Origin of the sequence: Lysobacter sp. TY2-98, assembly GCF_003367355.1 — a bacterium.
GTDB lineage: Bacteria > Pseudomonadota > Gammaproteobacteria > Xanthomonadales > Xanthomonadaceae > Cognatilysobacter.
Genome location: NZ_CP031413.1, coordinates 2,666,027 through 2,681,369, shown reverse-complemented (window position 1 = coordinate 2,681,369; position 15,343 = coordinate 2,666,027). Strand labels below are relative to the sequence as shown.

At 69.3% G+C, this 15,343-nt stretch carries 11 protein-coding genes and 1 pseudogene; 6 read left to right on the top strand and 6 right to left on the bottom strand.

All coding sequences use genetic code 11. The features are described 5' to 3' along the window. Position 1: 1 nt before the first annotated feature. The 5 genes from DWG18_RS13080 to DWG18_RS13060 all read right to left on the bottom strand — a co-directional run bounded on the left by DWG18_RS13080 (position 2) and on the right by DWG18_RS13060 (position 7,603). Positions 2-2,845, bottom strand: a complete 2,844-nt coding sequence (locus DWG18_RS13080) for a serine/threonine-protein kinase (protein WP_115647597.1) — start codon at positions 2,843-2,845, stop codon at positions 2-4. A 27-nt stretch (positions 2,846-2,872) separates the two neighbouring features. Further along, entirely contained in the window at positions 2,873-3,448 is a 576-nt protein-coding gene (locus DWG18_RS13075) for an ECF-type sigma factor (RefSeq protein WP_115647596.1), read from the bottom strand. Between the two features lie 92 nt (positions 3,449-3,540). After that, positions 3,541-4,353 (bottom strand): bifunctional DNA-formamidopyrimidine glycosylase/DNA-(apurinic or apyrimidinic site) lyase, encoded by an 813-nt coding sequence (mutM, locus tag DWG18_RS13070; RefSeq protein ID WP_115647595.1) that lies wholly within the window; start codon positions 4,351-4,353, stop codon positions 3,541-3,543. Positions 4,354-4,362: 9 nt separating this feature from the next. Continuing rightward, positions 4,363-6,498 carry an amylo-alpha-1,6-glucosidase gene (locus DWG18_RS13065; protein ID WP_115647594.1) on the bottom strand — a complete coding sequence of 712 codons (2,136 nt, stop codon included), beginning with the start codon at positions 6,496-6,498 and terminating at the stop codon, positions 4,363-4,365. A 4-nt stretch (positions 6,499-6,502) separates the two neighbouring features. After that, complete coding sequence (locus DWG18_RS13060) at positions 6,503-7,603, bottom strand: glycosyltransferase family 4 protein (protein WP_115647593.1); 1,101 nt, start codon at positions 7,601-7,603, stop codon at positions 6,503-6,505. 186 nt (positions 7,604-7,789) lie between these two features. Here DWG18_RS13060 and DWG18_RS13055 point away from each other — a divergent pair, with 186 nt between their 5' ends. The 3 genes from DWG18_RS13055 to DWG18_RS13045 all read left to right on the top strand — a co-directional run bounded on the left by DWG18_RS13055 (position 7,790) and on the right by DWG18_RS13045 (position 10,235). Continuing rightward, complete coding sequence (locus DWG18_RS13055) at positions 7,790-8,995, top strand: fatty acid desaturase (protein WP_115647592.1); 1,206 nt, start codon at positions 7,790-7,792, stop codon at positions 8,993-8,995. Position 8,996: 1 nt separating this feature from the next. Beyond that, positions 8,997-9,356 carry a hypothetical protein gene (locus DWG18_RS13050; RefSeq protein WP_205289358.1) on the top strand — a complete coding sequence of 120 codons (360 nt, stop codon included), beginning with the start codon at positions 8,997-8,999 and terminating at the stop codon, positions 9,354-9,356. Between the two features lie 186 nt (positions 9,357-9,542). Further along, complete coding sequence (locus tag DWG18_RS13045) at positions 9,543-10,235, top strand: pseudouridine synthase (protein WP_343195066.1); 693 nt, start codon at positions 9,543-9,545, stop codon at positions 10,233-10,235. Positions 10,236-10,559: 324 nt separating this feature from the next. Here the strand turns inward: DWG18_RS13045 and DWG18_RS13040 are convergent, their stop codons facing one another. After that, a complete protein-coding gene (locus DWG18_RS13040; RefSeq protein ID WP_115647589.1) occupies positions 10,560-11,246 on the bottom strand; it encodes a glutathione binding-like protein in 687 nt (228 codons plus the stop codon). Between the two features lie 154 nt (positions 11,247-11,400). Between DWG18_RS13040 and DWG18_RS13035 the strand changes: the two genes are divergently transcribed. From DWG18_RS13035 to acs, 3 genes and pseudogenes are all read left to right on the top strand, one after another. Then, positions 11,401-12,774 carry an erythromycin esterase family protein gene (locus DWG18_RS13035; protein WP_115647588.1) on the top strand — a complete coding sequence of 458 codons (1,374 nt, stop codon included), beginning with the start codon at positions 11,401-11,403 and terminating at the stop codon, positions 12,772-12,774. A 25-nt stretch (positions 12,775-12,799) separates the two neighbouring features. Then, positions 12,800-13,375, top strand: a complete 576-nt coding sequence (locus tag DWG18_RS13030; RefSeq protein WP_115647587.1) for a diguanylate cyclase — start codon at positions 12,800-12,802, stop codon at positions 13,373-13,375. 37 nt (positions 13,376-13,412) lie between these two features. Next, positions 13,413-15,329 (top strand): annotated as a pseudogene (gene acs / locus DWG18_RS13025) (acetate--CoA ligase); the annotation flags it as partial. Positions 15,330-15,343 lie beyond the last annotated feature (14 nt).

The window sequence follows — 15,343 nt, the reverse complement described above, 5'->3', positions numbered from 1 at the left end:
CTCAGCCGAGGTCACCGTGCACCTGCACGGCCGGGCGCTGGCACTGGCGGCGCAATTGCTCGAGTTCGCGCAGGGTGACGCTGCCGTCGGGCTGTGCGACGCGCACGGCCTCGACCAGATGATCGAGATGGCGTGCCCCCGCCGAGCGCGGACGCCCGGCACAGCGCACCGCATCCGCGTAGCCGGCCGCGCGCCACGCGAACGGCTGCGGCCGCACGTAGCCCTTGCCGGACGCGGCGAGCACGTCGAGCAGGCGGAGTGCGACGGGATCGCCCTGCAACGCCTGTTCGCGCGCGAGTGATAGTTGCGCCAGGCGCGTGCGCGGATCGCGTGGACCGTAACCCTGGCGAAGGAAATGCAGCGCGCGACTGAGTTCGGGAATCGCACGCGCGTCACCCAACGCAGCGTCGACATCGCCGAGTCTGCGATCGATGTCCGCGACGGACGCATCCGCCGCGCCATGGCGATCGACGCGCAGCGTGCGCGCTTCCTCCAGCAGTGGTCGCGCCTCCGCACTGCGTCCGGCTTCGTACAACACCTGCGCCTGCGCGGCGAGACTTTCGGCGATCGCCTCCGGTTCGCCGCGATGACGATCGATCGCGAGCGCCGTCTGCAGTGACGAAAGCGCGGCAGGCAGGCGACCGAGTTGCCATTCGACGCGCGCCAGCAGCAGGTGGCTGTCGCGCAGCTCCGGATCGTTCGCCGACAGGCGCGCGCTGAGTTCGGCGTGCCGCGTGCGCAGCGGTAGCGCGGCGTCGCGGTAGCGCGACTGGTCGATCAGCACGTCGGCGAGTTCGCGGCGGATCTGCAAGGTGATCGGATGCTGCGCGCCGTGCACGTCCTGCGCCGTCGCAAGCGTGTCGACGAGTTCGCGCTCGGCGCGGCCGGGATGACCCAGACGCCGCTCGACCGTCGCGATCTGGCGGCCGATGTCGACCTGCAGCGGGTGGCGCGCACCGACTTCGGCGTCGAGACGTTCGCGCGCCTCGCGGTACGTGGTGAGCGCGTCGTCGAATTCGCCCTGGTCCACCTGCAGCGTGGCGAGGTCGAGACGGCTTTCGATTTCCGCCACCGCCGACCCCGGCGCATCGACCGACTGGCGCAGCGTCAGCGCGCGTGCAAACAGGTCGTGCGCGCGGCCTAGATCGCCGAGCGCGCGTTCGCAGCGGCCGAGCTGGGAGAAGAATTCCGACGCCGGCGTCGGCAGTGCGCGCTGCCGGCGCTCGGCCAGCGGCACGAGCGGACGCATGCCGGCCACGCAGCCGCGCGGATTACCCGTGCGACGCAACACGTCGCCGCGCAGCGCGCTGGCTTCGATGCGCAGGCTTTCGGGCATGTCGGTGTTGTGTTCGATCAGGCCGCGTTGGCGTTCGAGCAGCGCCAGGGCCTGTGGATAGTCGCCCAGGCCCATGCGCAGGCGCGCGACGAGACCGAACAGCTCGGCCTGCGACGCCGGCTCGCGTGCGAGTTCGCGGTCGCCACGTTCGACGGCCGCATCGAGCAGCGTGCGCAGGTCGACCGCGCCGGCATCGCGTGTTTCCGCGGCCTTCTCGAACACGCCGGCGATGAAGTCGCGCATCGCCTGCGCGCGCTGCGCTTCGTCGACGGCTTCGCGGCTCTGTCGCCACGTCACGCCGACCGCGATCGCGATGAAGGCGATCGCGGCAGTCGTGCCCGCGAGCGCCCAGCGATGGCGGCGCAGGTACTTGCGCGCGATGTAGAGCAGGCCCTGCGGACGCGCCTGCACGGGGCGGCCGTCCAGATGACGCGCGAGGTCTTCGCTCAGCGCTTCGACGGACGGATAGCGCTGCTCCGGCGGCTTGCAGAGCGTGCGCATCACGATGTTGTCGAGATCGCCCACCAGGCGACGTGCACGGCGCCGCAACTGCTGGCGTTCGACACCCTGCTTCGTTTCCGCAAGACGCAACAGCATCTGCGAGGGCCGCACCGGATCGTGCGTGAGGATCGCTTCCTCCCACTCCGCATCGCTCTGGCGCTTCAGGCGATACGGCTTGGTGCCGGTCAGCAGTTCGTACAGGACGACGCCGAGCGAATACACGTCGGTCATCGTGGTGACCGGCGCGCCGCGGATCTGTTCCGGTGCGGCGTAGTGCAGGGTGAACGCGCGCGTGCCGGTGCGCGTGTTGTCGCCGCGCGGGCTGGCGCCGTCGAGCAGCTTCGCGATGCCGAAATCGAGCAGGCGCACCTGGCCGTCCTGCGTCACCAGGATGTTCGACGGCTTGAGGTCGCAATGCACGACGAGGTTGGCGTGCGCATGGCTGACCGCCGCGCAGACCTGCCGGAACATGCGCAGGCGCGCATCGAGCGGCACGTCCAGGCGCTGCCAGTAGCGCGTGATCGGCTCGCCCTCGACGTATTCGAGCGCGAGGTACGGCACGCCTTCCGCGCTGACGCCCGCGTCGAGCAACCCCGCGATGTGCGGATGCGCGAGACGCGCGAGGATCTGGCGTTCGCGGGCGAAGCGCAGGCGCAGCGTTTCGTCGGCAAGACCCGGGCGCAGCAGCTTGAGCGCGACACGCCGCTGGTACAGGCCGTCCGCACGCGAGGCGCGCCACACCTGGCCCATGCCGCCTTCGCCGAGCAGTTTCTCCAGACGATACGGTCCGACCTCGCCGCCTTCGCTCAGCAGCGCTTTCGGAACGACGATCGGTTCGGCGAGGAAGCCGGCGTTGCCGTCTTCCAGCGCGAGCATCTTGGTCAGGTCCGCGGCGAGTGCGGCGTCGTCATTCGCGATCTGGCTCAGCCGCACATCGCGTTCGGACGGCTCGAGTTCGAGCAGTTCGTCGAGATGCGGCGACAGGCGCAGCCAGCGTGCCGGGTCCATGGATCAGCGACCGCGCGACGCGACGGATCAGGCCGCCTGCTCGTCGCCTTCCAGGCTTGCGAGCAGGAACATGCGCGCCTTCTGCCAGTCGCGGCGGATGGAGCGTTCGGAGCGATCCTGCAGCGCGGCGATCTCGAGTTCGGACAGGCCGCCGAAATAACGCAGCTCGACCACCTGGGCGAGGCGCGGATCGACCGCGGCCAGCTTGTCGAGCGCGCCGTCGAGTGCGAGCAGGTCTTCGTCGAGACGGATCGCCCCCTCGCCGTCTTCGGGAATCGAGGTGACGCGCTCCAGCCCACCGCCGCGCTTCTGCGCGAGGCGCTGGCGCACGTGATCGACGACGACGCTGCGCATCGCCGTGGCCGCATACGCGAAGAAGTGCGCACGGTCGCCGAACTGCGCGCCGTGGCTGCCGATGAGCTTGAGGTAGGCCTCGTGGACCAGCGCCGTCGCGTCGAGGGTCTGTTCCTGCTGGCCGGCGAGCTGGCGACGCGCCATGGCGTGCAGTTCGTCGTAGAGCGTGCCCAGCACGCGATCGAGCGCCTCGCGGTTGCCATCGCGCGCGGCGTCCAGCCAGTTCGTGATGTCCGCGGCGTCCGTCATGGCGTGCGTCCTCCGTTTAGGAACTATACGCCCGGCCCCCGGGGGTACCGTGGGCCGGAAGGCATGGGAGGCGCGCCGCGCACGACCGGCGGTCAGCGCTGGCAGGCCGGACACCAGACGCTTGCGCGTTGTCCGATGGCCGCCTGTTTGAGCGGCCGGCCGCAGGTGCGGCAGGGTTCGCCGCCGCGACCGTACACCGCCAGTTCCTGCTCGAAGTAGCCGGGCGCGCCGTCCGGGCTGATGAAATCCCGCAGCGTGGTGCCGCCGCGGCCGATGGCGTAGGCGAGGATGGCCTTCACGGCGTCGGCGAGCAGGGCATAGCGCTCACGCGACACCTTGCCGGCCGCGCGCAACGGCGAGATGCCGGCCCGGAACAGCGCCTCTGCCGCATAGATATTGCCGACGCCGACCACCACCGCCTGGTCCATCAGGAAGGTCTTCACCGGCGCGGTGCGTCCGCGGGACAGGCGGAACAGCCAGTCGCCGTCGAAGGCGTCGGACAGCGGCTCCGGGCCGAGCCCGGCCAGCAGCTCGTGCGTCTCGCCGGGCGACTGCCACAGCAGGCAGCCGAAGCGGCGTGGATCGTTGAAGCGCAGCACGCGGCCGGAATCGAGCGCGAGGTCGACGTGGTCGTGCGCGCGCACCGGCGTGTCCGCGGGCAGCACGCGCAGCGAGCCCGACATGCCGAGGTGCATCAGTGCGCTGCCGGCGGCGGTGTCGAGCAGCAGGTACTTGGCGCGACGCCGCACCGCATCCACGCGCTGGCCCGGCAGCAGGTTGGACACCTCCGGCGGGATCGGCCAGCGCAGGTCGGGCCGACGCAGCGTCACACCGGTGACGCGGCGGCCTTCGACATGCGGCGCGAGGCCGCGTCGCGTGGTCTCGACTTCGGGCAGTTCGGGCATCGCCCCAGTCTAGCGACGGGCGTCCTGGCGCACGCGCAGGGCGACGCGATGCGCGTCGTCGCCTTCCACCGACACCGCCACCATGTCGCGCACGCGCCGGAACTGCACATCGACGCGCGCGCTGCCGATCTCGAGATCGACCAGGCGCACCTCGTCGATGCCCGGCGGCAGGCGCGGACGGTCGACGACGATCTCGCCGCGATAGCCGTCGACACTCACGCCCAGGCAGGCCTGCACGAGCATGAAGGCCGAGCCCGCCGCCCACGCCTGCGGCAGGCAGGCCACGGGATACGCGACCGGCATGCCGGACTGCGCGCGCGAGAAACCGCAATAGAGTTCGGGCAGGCGCATGTCGAACTGCGTCGCCGATTCGAACGCGCCGCGCAGCAGCGTCATCGCGCCATCGCGCAGGCCGTAGCGCGCGATGCCGGCGGCGGCGAGTGCGGTGTCGTGCGGCCATACCGAGCCGTTGTGGTAGCTCATCGGGTTGTAGCGCGGCTGACCCGACGCCAGCGTGCGGATGCCCCAACCGTTGTAGAAGATCGGAGTGAGCAGGCGCCGCGCCACCGCTTCACCGCGCGCGGCATCGGGCAGGCCCACGTAGAGCAGGTGGCCGGGATTGCTCGACAGCACCTCGCACAGCTGCGAATCGCCGTCGACCGCGATGCCGTAGAACTGCTCGTCGTCCATCCAAAACCGTTCTTCAACGGTGCGACGCAGGCGTTCGGCACGCGCGGCCCATGCATCGGCATGCGCCACGTCGCCGCGCGTGAGTGCAAGCCGCGCGAGTTCGCGCAACGCCGCGTACGCATAGCCCTGCACCTCCACGAGCGCGATCGGTCCGCGCGGGAATCGCCCGTCGGCGTGGAAGACGGAATCCTCGCTGTCCTTCCAGCCCTGGTTGGACAGGCCGCTGTCCTCGCCGCGCGCGTAGTCGAGCAGGCCGAGCGGGTTCGCGTCGCAGACGCGTTCGATCCATGCGGATGCGGCGAGCAGCGCCGGCCAGAGTTCATTGATGAAGCCGATGTCGGCCGTGCGTTGTTCGTACGCGCCGGCGAGCAGCACGAACAACGGCGTGGTGTCGACGCCGCCGTAGTACAGCGCGAAGGGCAGTTCGCCCAGCGCCGACATCTCGCCCTTGCGCGTCTCGTGCATGATCTTGCCGGGCGCGCTGTCGCGGAACGTCGATGTGTCCGTGGCCTGGCGACGCGCGAGGAACGACAGCACGCCGCGGGCGAGCCCCGGATCCAGCCACAGCGTCTGCAGCGCGGTGATCACCGCATCGCGACCGAACGGTGTCGAGAACCAGGGAATGCCGGCGTAGGGATACGGACCGCTCTCGAGTTCGCTGGTGAGCAGCGCGAGGTCGGCGCGCGAGCGCTTGAGCCAGGCATTGAAGAGCGGGCCCGTCGACGTCACGCGTGCACCGCGCCGCTGGCGCGCGCGCATGCGCTTGCGGGCGAGCCCTGCCGCATGGCGGAAACGCGCGCGCGACGGCGTCGCATCGGGCTCGGTGCCGACCTCGATGTACAGGTCGATGCGGGCATCGGGGGCGAGGTCGATCAGAAATGTCGCCCGTCCCGCGTCGAGCACCTGCGGGGCCTGCGAGAACGCGATCACCGAGGTGCGCGCCCGGCCGTCGAGGCCGTAATAGCTGAAGCGGACGCTGTCGTCGCCGACCACGGGGGCATCGAGTTGACCGCGCGCCGGCCGTTCACAGCCGCGCACTTCGAACATATCGACGAAGTCGGCGTCGAACTCGATCGTCACCGGCAGCGGCACCGGCTCGGCGCTGTAGCTGCGCAGCGCGATGCGCTCGTACAGCCGCTCGTGGTGCAGGAAGCGCGTGCGCTGCAGGTGCACCAGACCCTTGGCCGATTCGACGCCGCCCAGCGGCGGCAGCGCGCGGTTGGTCAGATGCGCGATGAAGTAGACGTTGTCGCGCGTGACCGTCGCACTCAGCAGCGCGGGCGGCGAATCGCCCAGGCGCAACACGTAGCGCGACAGCAGCCGCGTGTCGTCCCGGAACAGGCCGTGCGCCGCCGCTTCGACGTCACCCAGCCCGTTCGCGACGAGGAAACTGTCCCCGTCCTTGATGACGTGGCTGGCGTACAGCGCCGCGCCGCTGCCGCTGTCCTCCGCCATGGCGTCAGGCGCGCAGGCGCGCCGTCTGTGCGCGCTCGAGCAGTGCCGGGGTGACGACGGCCTCGCCGGCGGTGGCGGTGTCGAGCAGGCGGTCGGCGTAGAGCGCTTCGTAGTTCGCGGCCATCACATCGGCCGTGAAGCGCCGCTCGAACGCCGCGCGCACGGCGGCGCGCGGCAGCGACGCGAGATCGCGGACCGCGGCGACGGCTTCGGCCTCGCTGTCGACGATGCGGCCGCTGATGCCGTCGTCGATCACCTCCGGCACGGAGCCGCAGCGCCAGCCGATCACCGGCGTGCCGCAGGCCATGGCTTCGATCATTACCAGGCCGAACGGTTCCGGCCAGTCGATGGGGAACAGCAGCGCGGCGGCATTGCCGAGGAAGGCCGGCTTGTCGGCGTCACCGATCTCGCCGATGAACTCCACGCCCGGGCCCTGCAGCAGCGGTTCGATCACGGTGTGGAAGTAGGCGCGGTCCGCGTCGTCGACCTTGGCCGCCATCTTGAGCGGCATGCCGGCCGCACGCGCGATGGCGATCGCCCGGTCCGGCCGCTTCTCAGGCGAAATGCGGCCGAGGAACGCGAGGTAGCCGCCTGCGGCGGCGCTGTACGGGTACAGCTCCGGCGGAAAGCCGTGATGGACGCAGCCGGCCCAGTTCGCCGCCCGCAGCGGTTCGCGCTGGTTCTTCGAGATCGACACCAGCGGGAACTGCGACCAGCGGCGGTAGCAGCCCGCCAGATCCTTGAGATCGAGGCGGCCGTGCAACGTGGTCAGCGTGCGCGCGGCCATGTCCTCGAACAGCGGGAAATGCACCATGTCGACGTGGAAATGCAGCACGTCGAAGTCGTCCGCCCGCTTGCGCACCTCGTGCAGCATCGACAGGTGGGCGGCGAGGTCGCTCTTGAGCGGCGCGGGATCGAGGCGGATCGCCTGGTCGCGCACCGGCACCAGCGTCGCGCGGGTGCACGCGTCGGCCGAGCTGAACAAGGTGACGTCGTGCCCGCGGGCGACCAGGGCGTCGGACAGATGCGCCACCACGCGCTCGGTGCCGCCGTACAGGCGAGGCGGAACGGCTTCGTACAGCGGGGCGATCTGGGCAATGCGCATGCGCGGGGTCGGTCGTGAAGGGGGAACGCGCACCCTAGTCATACGCCTGTGCATGCGCCGTCGGGGTGCAGATGAACGCCCGCGTCGCCTGCGGGCCCGGTCACGATCGCGGGCGACGAAGCGGTGTCATCATTCGGGAGCCGCCTCGCGGCACGGCCCACGGCCGCTTTCCCCCGGAGCCCTTCGATGTCCGTTGCGTTTACCGATTTCCTCGCCGGCGGCCTGCTGCAGTTCGGCTGGGGATCGATGCTGGTCTACCTGCTGGTCGCCACGCAGATCACCATCCTCACGGTCACCCTCTACCTGCACCGCTCGCAGGCGCACCGCGCGGTCGATTTCAATCCCGTGCTCGCGCACTTCTTCCGCTTCTGGTGCTGGCTCACGACGTCGATGATCACCAAGGAGTGGGCGGCGATCCATCGCAAGCACCACGCCAAGTGCGAGACCGAAGAGGATCCGCACAGCCCGCAGATCAAGGGCATCAAGACCGTGTTCTGGCGCGGTGTCGAGCTCTATCGCGACGCGCGCGCGAATCGCGAGGACATCGAGAAGTACGGCAAGGGCTGCCCGGACGACTGGATCGAGCGCAAGCTCTACACGCCGTTCGCGACGATGGGCCCGACCATCCTGCTGTTCCTGAGCTTCGCGCTGTTCGGCTTCAAGGGCATCGCCGTGTGGGCGATCCAGATGGCGTGGATCCCGTTCTGGGCCGCGGGCGTCGTCAACGGTCTCGGCCACTGGTGGGGCTACCGCAACTTCGAGACCACCGACACCGCGACCAACCTCACCCCGTGGGGCGTGTGGATCGGCGGCGAGGAGCTGCACAACAACCACCACGCGTTCCCGTCGTCGGCGAAGTTCGCGCTGCGCAAGTGGGAGTTCGACATCGGCTGGTTCGCGCTGCGCGGGCTGGAGGCGGTGGGCCTGGCGAAGGTGCTGCGCGTCGCGCCGTCGCTCGACGTGCGCCCGAACGTCGCGATGCCGGATGGCGAAACGCTGAAGGCGCTGCTCGCGATCCGCTTCCAGGCGATGACCGACTACTACCGCGGCGTCACGCTGCCCGCGCTGCGCGAAGAAGCCGCGGCGGCCGGCGCGAAGATGCGCAGCATGTTGCCGCGCAAGCTCCGCAAGGGCCTCGCCGATGGCGGCCGCTGGCTGGACGATGAGAAGAAGGCACGCCTGCAGGCGTTCCTCGCCGAGCGTCCGAAGCTTGCCACCGTCGCCGAATACCGCGCGCGTCTCGCCGCGGTGCTCGACGATCGCTCGCACGACGCCAAGGCCACGCTCGCGCGTCTGCAGGCCTGGTGCCAGGAGGCCGAGGCCAGCGGCATCGCCTCGCTGCAGCAGTTCTCGGCGCGCATGAAGGGTTATGCGCTCGCGTCCGCGCACTGACATGCGCCACGGCATTCGCCACCTCGGGGCCGCGCTGATCTGCGCGGCCTCGTCGTTTGCGGGCGCCGCGATCGCCGGCACGCCGGTGACGTCGCGGGATGATTACCTGTCGCGCATGGATACCGACGGCGATCGCCGCGTGTCGCTCGCCGAGTTCCAGGCGTGGATGGGCTATGCGTTCGAGCGCATGGATGCGAACCACGACGGCGTTGTGTCGCAGGCGGAATTGCCGGGCGGGCGTGGCAAGCCGGTGTCGCTCGCCGAGCATCGCGCCGCGCTGGCGGCGCGATTCGCGAAGCAGGACGTGAATCACGACGGCGTGCTCGATGCACGCGAACTCGCGGCACCGCCGCAGCGCTGAATGAAACCGCCGGCGATCGATGGCGTCGGCGCGAGCCGGGTGCAGCTGCGGCCGGGTGAGGGCGCGACCGTGTTCGAGGCGCTGTGTGCGCGGTTTCCGTCGATCGATCGAACGACCTGGCGATCGCGCTTCGGGCGCGGGCGTGTATTGGATGCCCAAGGCCGCGCGCTCGACGCCGACGCGGCGTTGTCGGTCGGCGGCGACGTCTTCTACTACCGCGAAGTGCCCGATGAGCCGGTCTGCGGCGGCGTCGAAACGCTGGTGCATGTCGACGACGACATCGCGGTGGTCGACAAGCCGCACGGTCTGGCAGTGATGCCGGCGGGGCGCTACGTGCGCGATACGTTGCTCGCGCGGATGGTGCGGCGACTCGGCGTCGAGGACATCGTCCCGCTGCATCGCATCGATCGCGATACGGCGGGACTGGTGATGTTTTCGCTGCGGGCGGCCACGCGGGATGCGTATGCGGCGCTGTTTCGCGATCGCGCGATTCGAAAGCGGTATGAGGCGATCGCGCCGGCGTTACCGGGCGTCGCGTTTCCGCTCGTACGCGAGAGTCGGATCGAGCGGGGCGTGCCGTTTCACACCATGCGGGAGGTCGACGGGGTGGCGAACAGTCACAGCCGGATCGATGTGGTTGAACGGAGCGAAGGTCTGTGGCGCTATGCGCTCGAGCCGGTGACGGGGCGGAAGCACCAGCTGCGCGTGCATATGGCGGGCCTCGGGGCGGCGATTGCGAATGATCCGTTGTATGGCGGCGTCGTCACCGCTGAGGGGGCGTCGCTTGCGTTGCTGGCGAAGCGATTGGCGTTTGATGATCCGGTCGGTGGTCGACGACGCGATTTCGAGAGTTCGTTGTCGTTGTCGTTGTCGTTGTAGGTCGAGGTGTCCGCCTGCGTCTCGCGGTGGGCCATATTCGAAGCACGAGCGTTTCGTCCGCTGACGCGGCCGAGTTACTTTCTTTGCTGGTGCAAAGAAAAGTAACCAAAGAAAGCACCTTTCTCGACGGATCTACAGCTCGCGACGTGCGATCTCCTCGCGATCGCCACACTCGCCATCCATGGCTCGGGTGGCGACGGCCGACATCGTGTCGGCCGCCCCTTCGGGGTCTTCACGATTCCCTTCGCGCTTCCAGTGCCTGGAAGACAGCCGCCGATCTCATTGCGAGTCGGTGGAGACGCATCGCGCTCGGCAGGCGCCCCTTTACTTCGCCGGCGCCCCGAACAGCACCTTGCGCTCCTCGTCCGTCATCGGCGTCGCGTAGGACGCCTGCGCATCCTCGTAGACGCGCTTGGTCGCTTCGCGCGCGCCGATTTTTTTGAACCAGCGCTTGAGGTTCGGCGTGTCGTCCAGGTTCTGCTTGTGCGCTTCGTGCGGGACGATCCATGGATAAATCGCCATGTCGGCGATCGTGTACTCGTTGCCCGACACGAACTCGCGATCGGCCAGGCGCTTGTCGAGCACACCGTACAGGCGCGCGGTTTCGCGGGTGTAGCGGTCGATCGCGTACGGCACCTTCTCGGGCGCGTAGACGTTGAAGTGGCCGTTCTGCCCGGCCATCGGTCCGAGGCCACCCATCTGCCAGAACAGCCACTGCAGCACCTCGGCGCGGCCGCGCAGGTCCTGCGGAATGAAGCGGCCGGTCTTTTCGGCGAGGTAGAGCAGGATCGCGCCGGACTCGAACAGCGAGATGGGCGCGCCGCCGTCCGCAGGTGCGGTGTCGACGATGGCGGGAATGCGGTTGTTCGGCGCAATCGCGAGGAACTCGGGCGTGAACTGCTCGCCGGCGCGGATGTCGACAGGCACGATGCGATGCGCGAGACCGGTTTCCTCGAGGAACAGGCGGATCTTGTAGCCGTTGGGTGTGCCCCAGTAGTACAGGTCGATCATGTCCGGCTCCTTGCGGGGGAAAGCGGGGATGCTAGGACTGCCGCGCGCATCCGGCGTCGTCGTGGTGCCTACGCAGCGTTGCGGCGGCCGTGGTGATTGATCGGATCGCGACGACGCGCGCGCTAGCGTCGAGGCCTCCTTGCGAGCGACGGCCATGCACCGCCACGTCGACCAGGCGCCTTCCACCGCACGCACGCCGCATGCACCGGCGTCGCAGCGACGTCCGCCCGCGTCCGGTCTGCCCACGCGGTTGCGCGATGCGATCGAGCCCTTGCCGGACATCGACGACCCTGCGTTCGCCGAAGCCTTCGACCGCTATGCCGACTGCCGCGTCGTGCTGCTGGGTGAAGCAAGTCACGGTACATCGGAGTTCTATCGCGCGCGGGCCGCGATCACGAAGCGGCTGGTGGAGCGCCACGGCTTCCGGATCGTCGCCGTCGAGGCCGACTGGCCGGATGCGGCGGTGATCGATCGCCACGTGCGCCACCGCGCGCCGAATGCGGAAGGCCCGCCGCCGTTCGCGCGTTTTCCCACCTGGATGTGGCGCAATGCGGAAGTCGCGGCGCTGTTTCGCTGGATGCGCCATTTCAACGAGGCGCGCGAGGCGCGTGATCGCGCGGGCGTCTACGGGCTCGACCTGTACAGCCTGAGCACGTCGATGCGCGCGGTGATCGACTATCTGGACGACGTCGACCCCGCGACCGCCGCGCTCGCGCGCGAGCGCTACGCCTGCCTCACGCCGTGGGCGAAGGACCCGGCGCACTACGGGCTCGCCGCGCTCACGCACGAGCACGCGCGCTGCGAGACGGCGGTGGTCGCGATGCTGCGCGACATGCTGGAGAAGCGGCTGGAGTTCGCGCGCCGCGACGGCGCCGACGCGTTCGAGGCCGAGCAGAACGCGCGTCTCGTCGCCAATGCGGAGAACTACTACCGTGCGATGTATCGCGGCGCCGCCGAGAGCTGGAACGTACGCGACGCGCACATGGCCGAAACGCTGCTGCAGGTGCTGCGCGCACGCGGCGAGACCTCGCGCGCGGTGGTCTGGGCGCACAATTCGCACATTGGCGACGCGCGCTTCACCGAAATGGGCCGCGAGCGCGGGGAGTTCAACCTCGGGCAGCTCTGCCGCGAGCATTTCGGCGACGACGCGGCGCTGATCGGTTTCGGCACCCATACCGGCACTGTGGCCGCCGCGAGCGACTGGGATTCGCCCATGCGCGTCATGCAGGTCAAACCGTCGATGACGGGCAGCGTCGAGCAGCAGTTCTTCGATGCGGGCGAGCCCTGCGGCGTGCTGCACCTGCGCGGCGCGGATGTGGCGCTGCGTCGCGAGCTCGATGCGGAGCGCCTCGAACGCTTCATCGGCGTGATCTACCGGCCCGATACCGAGCGCTGGAGCCACTACGCCGAGGTCTCGCTGCCGCGCCAGTTCGATGCCTACGTCTGGTTCGAGACCACGCACGCCGTCGACGCGCTCGAGGGACCGCACGCAGGCGGCGTCCCCGAAACCTACCCATTCGGCGTATGACGCACGCGCCTCGGAACTCGGCCGCATGAGCGGCGACCCCACCGTCGCCGGGCTCGTGCCCGCGTCGTGGTTGTGGATGCTACTGGGCGCGGTGATCTACCCGCTGTGGCTGGCGGCCGGTGTCGGCGACGTGCTCGTGCACTGGCGCGACCGCATCGAACGCCACACCGGCACTCACGAGTCATGGATGCACGTGGCGATGTGCGTGCAGATGGGCATTCCGGTGCTGCTGGTGCTGTTCTTCGACGTCACCGCACCGGTGTTCCTGATCGCGACGGCCGCAGTGACCGTGCACGGTTGGACGTCGTGGCGCGACGCCCGCTTCGCCGACCGCGTGCGCCACATCGGGCCGCTGGAACAGAAGATCCATGTCGCCCTCGACGCCGTGCCCTGGCTCGCACTCGCGCTGCTCGCGCTGCTGCACGCACCTGCGCTGCATGGCCTGGTCGACGGCGCCGAGGCCGACTGGTCGTGGCGCATGCGTGCGCCGGCGTTTCCCACGGCGGTGATCGCCACCATCGTTGTCACGGCGATCATCTTCGGCCTGATGCCGTCGGTGCTCGAGCTGCGACGCGCCCGGCGCGCGGTGCGCGCGCTGTAACTGCGGCACACTCTGCAGGTCTTCCGAGGAGCCGCCCATGTCGTCCGAGACGATTCCCGTGCCGACCGACCTCGCCGCCAGCGCGCGCATCGACGCCGCCGCCGCGCAACAGATGCGCGACGAGGCGAGTCGGGATCCCGACAGCTACTGGGGCCGCATGGCGCAGCGTCTGGACTGGTTCCGCGCACCCACGCGCATCCGCGACGTCAGCTTCGCGCACGACGACTTCCGCATCCGCTGGTACGCGGACGGCGAGCTCAACGTCAGCGTCAACTGCCTCGATCGCCACCTCGCGACGAAGGGCGACCGTACCGCACTGATTTTCGAGCCCGACGATCCGTCGCAGCCCGCGCAGCGCGTCAGCTACCACGAGCTGCACGCGCGCGTCTGCCGGCTCGGCAATGCACTGCGTAATCTCGGCGTGCGCAAGGGGGATCGCGTCACGATCTACATGCCGATGACGGTCGACGCCGCCGTGGCGATGCTGGCCTGCGCACGCATCGGCGCGATCCATTCGGTGGTGTTCGGCGGCTTCGCGCCGCAGTCGATCGCCGACCGCATCGCCGATTGCAGCAGCAAGCTCGTCATCACCGCCGACGAGGGTCTTCGCGGTGGGAAGCGCATTTCGCTCAAGGCGAACGTCGACGCGGCACTGAAACTGCCCGGCACGAATTCGGTGGAGACGGTGCTGGTCGTGCGCCACACCAGCGCCGGCATCGACATGCAGATGCCACGCGATCGCTGGATGCATGCGGTGGTCGAGGGACAGCCCGACAGCTGCGAACCCGAGCCCATGAACGCGGAGGATCCACTATTCATCCTCTACACCTCGGGCAGCACCGGCAAACCCAAGGGCGTGCTGCACACGACGGCGGGCTACCTGACCTGGGCGAGCTGGACGCACGAAGCCGTGTTCGACCTGCGCGAGGACGACGTCTACTGGTGCACCGCCGACGTCGGCTGGATCACCGGCCACAGTTACGTGGTCTACGGCCCGCTCGCCAACGGCGCGACGTCGGTGGTGTTCGAAGGCGTGCCGAATTTCCCGAACACCTCGCGCTTCTGGGACGTGATCGACCGCCACAAGGTCACGATCTTCTACACCGCGCCCACCGCGATCCGCGCGCTGATGCGCGACGGCGACGCGCCGGTGAAGCGCACGTCGCGTGCCTCGCTGCGCGTGCTCGGCAGCGTGGGCGAGCCGATCAATCCGGAGGCCTGGCGCTGGTATCACGACGTCGTCGGCGATGCGCGTTGCCCGGTCGTCGACACGTGGTGGCAGACCGAAACCGGCGGCATCCTGATCTCGCCACTGCCGGGTGCAACCCCATTGAAGCCCGGCTCCGCGACGCTGCCGTTGCCCGGCATCCAGCCCGCACTCGTCGATGCGAACGGCGCGATGCTCGAGGGCGAAGCCGAAGGCAACCTCGTGCTGCTCGATTCCTGGCCCGGGCAGATGCGCACGGTGTATGGCGACCACGCGCGCTTCATCGAGACCTACTTCAAGGCCTATCCCGGCATGTACTTCACCGGCGACGGCTGCCGTCGCGATGCCGATGGCTACTACTGGATCACCGGTCGCGTCGACGACGTCATCAACGTCAGCGGGCATCGCATCGGCACCGCGGAAGTCGAGAGCGCGCTCGTCGCGCATCACGATGTCGCCGAGGCCGCGGTGGTCGGCTATCCGCACGACCTCAAGGGCCAGGGCATCCATGCCTACGTCACGCTGAAGGCGGGTGTCGAGGCGACCGATGCATTGCGTGTCGCGCTGGTGCAGACCGTGCGCCGCGAGATCGGTCCGATCGCTACGCCCGACCGCATCCAGTGGGCACCGGGCCTGCCGAAAACGCGTTCGGGCAAAATCATGCGACGCATCCTTCGCAAGATCGCGGAAGGCGCGGCCGATCAGCTCGGCGATACGTCGACGCTCGCCGATCCGTCCGTCGTCGATGCGCTGGTCGCTGG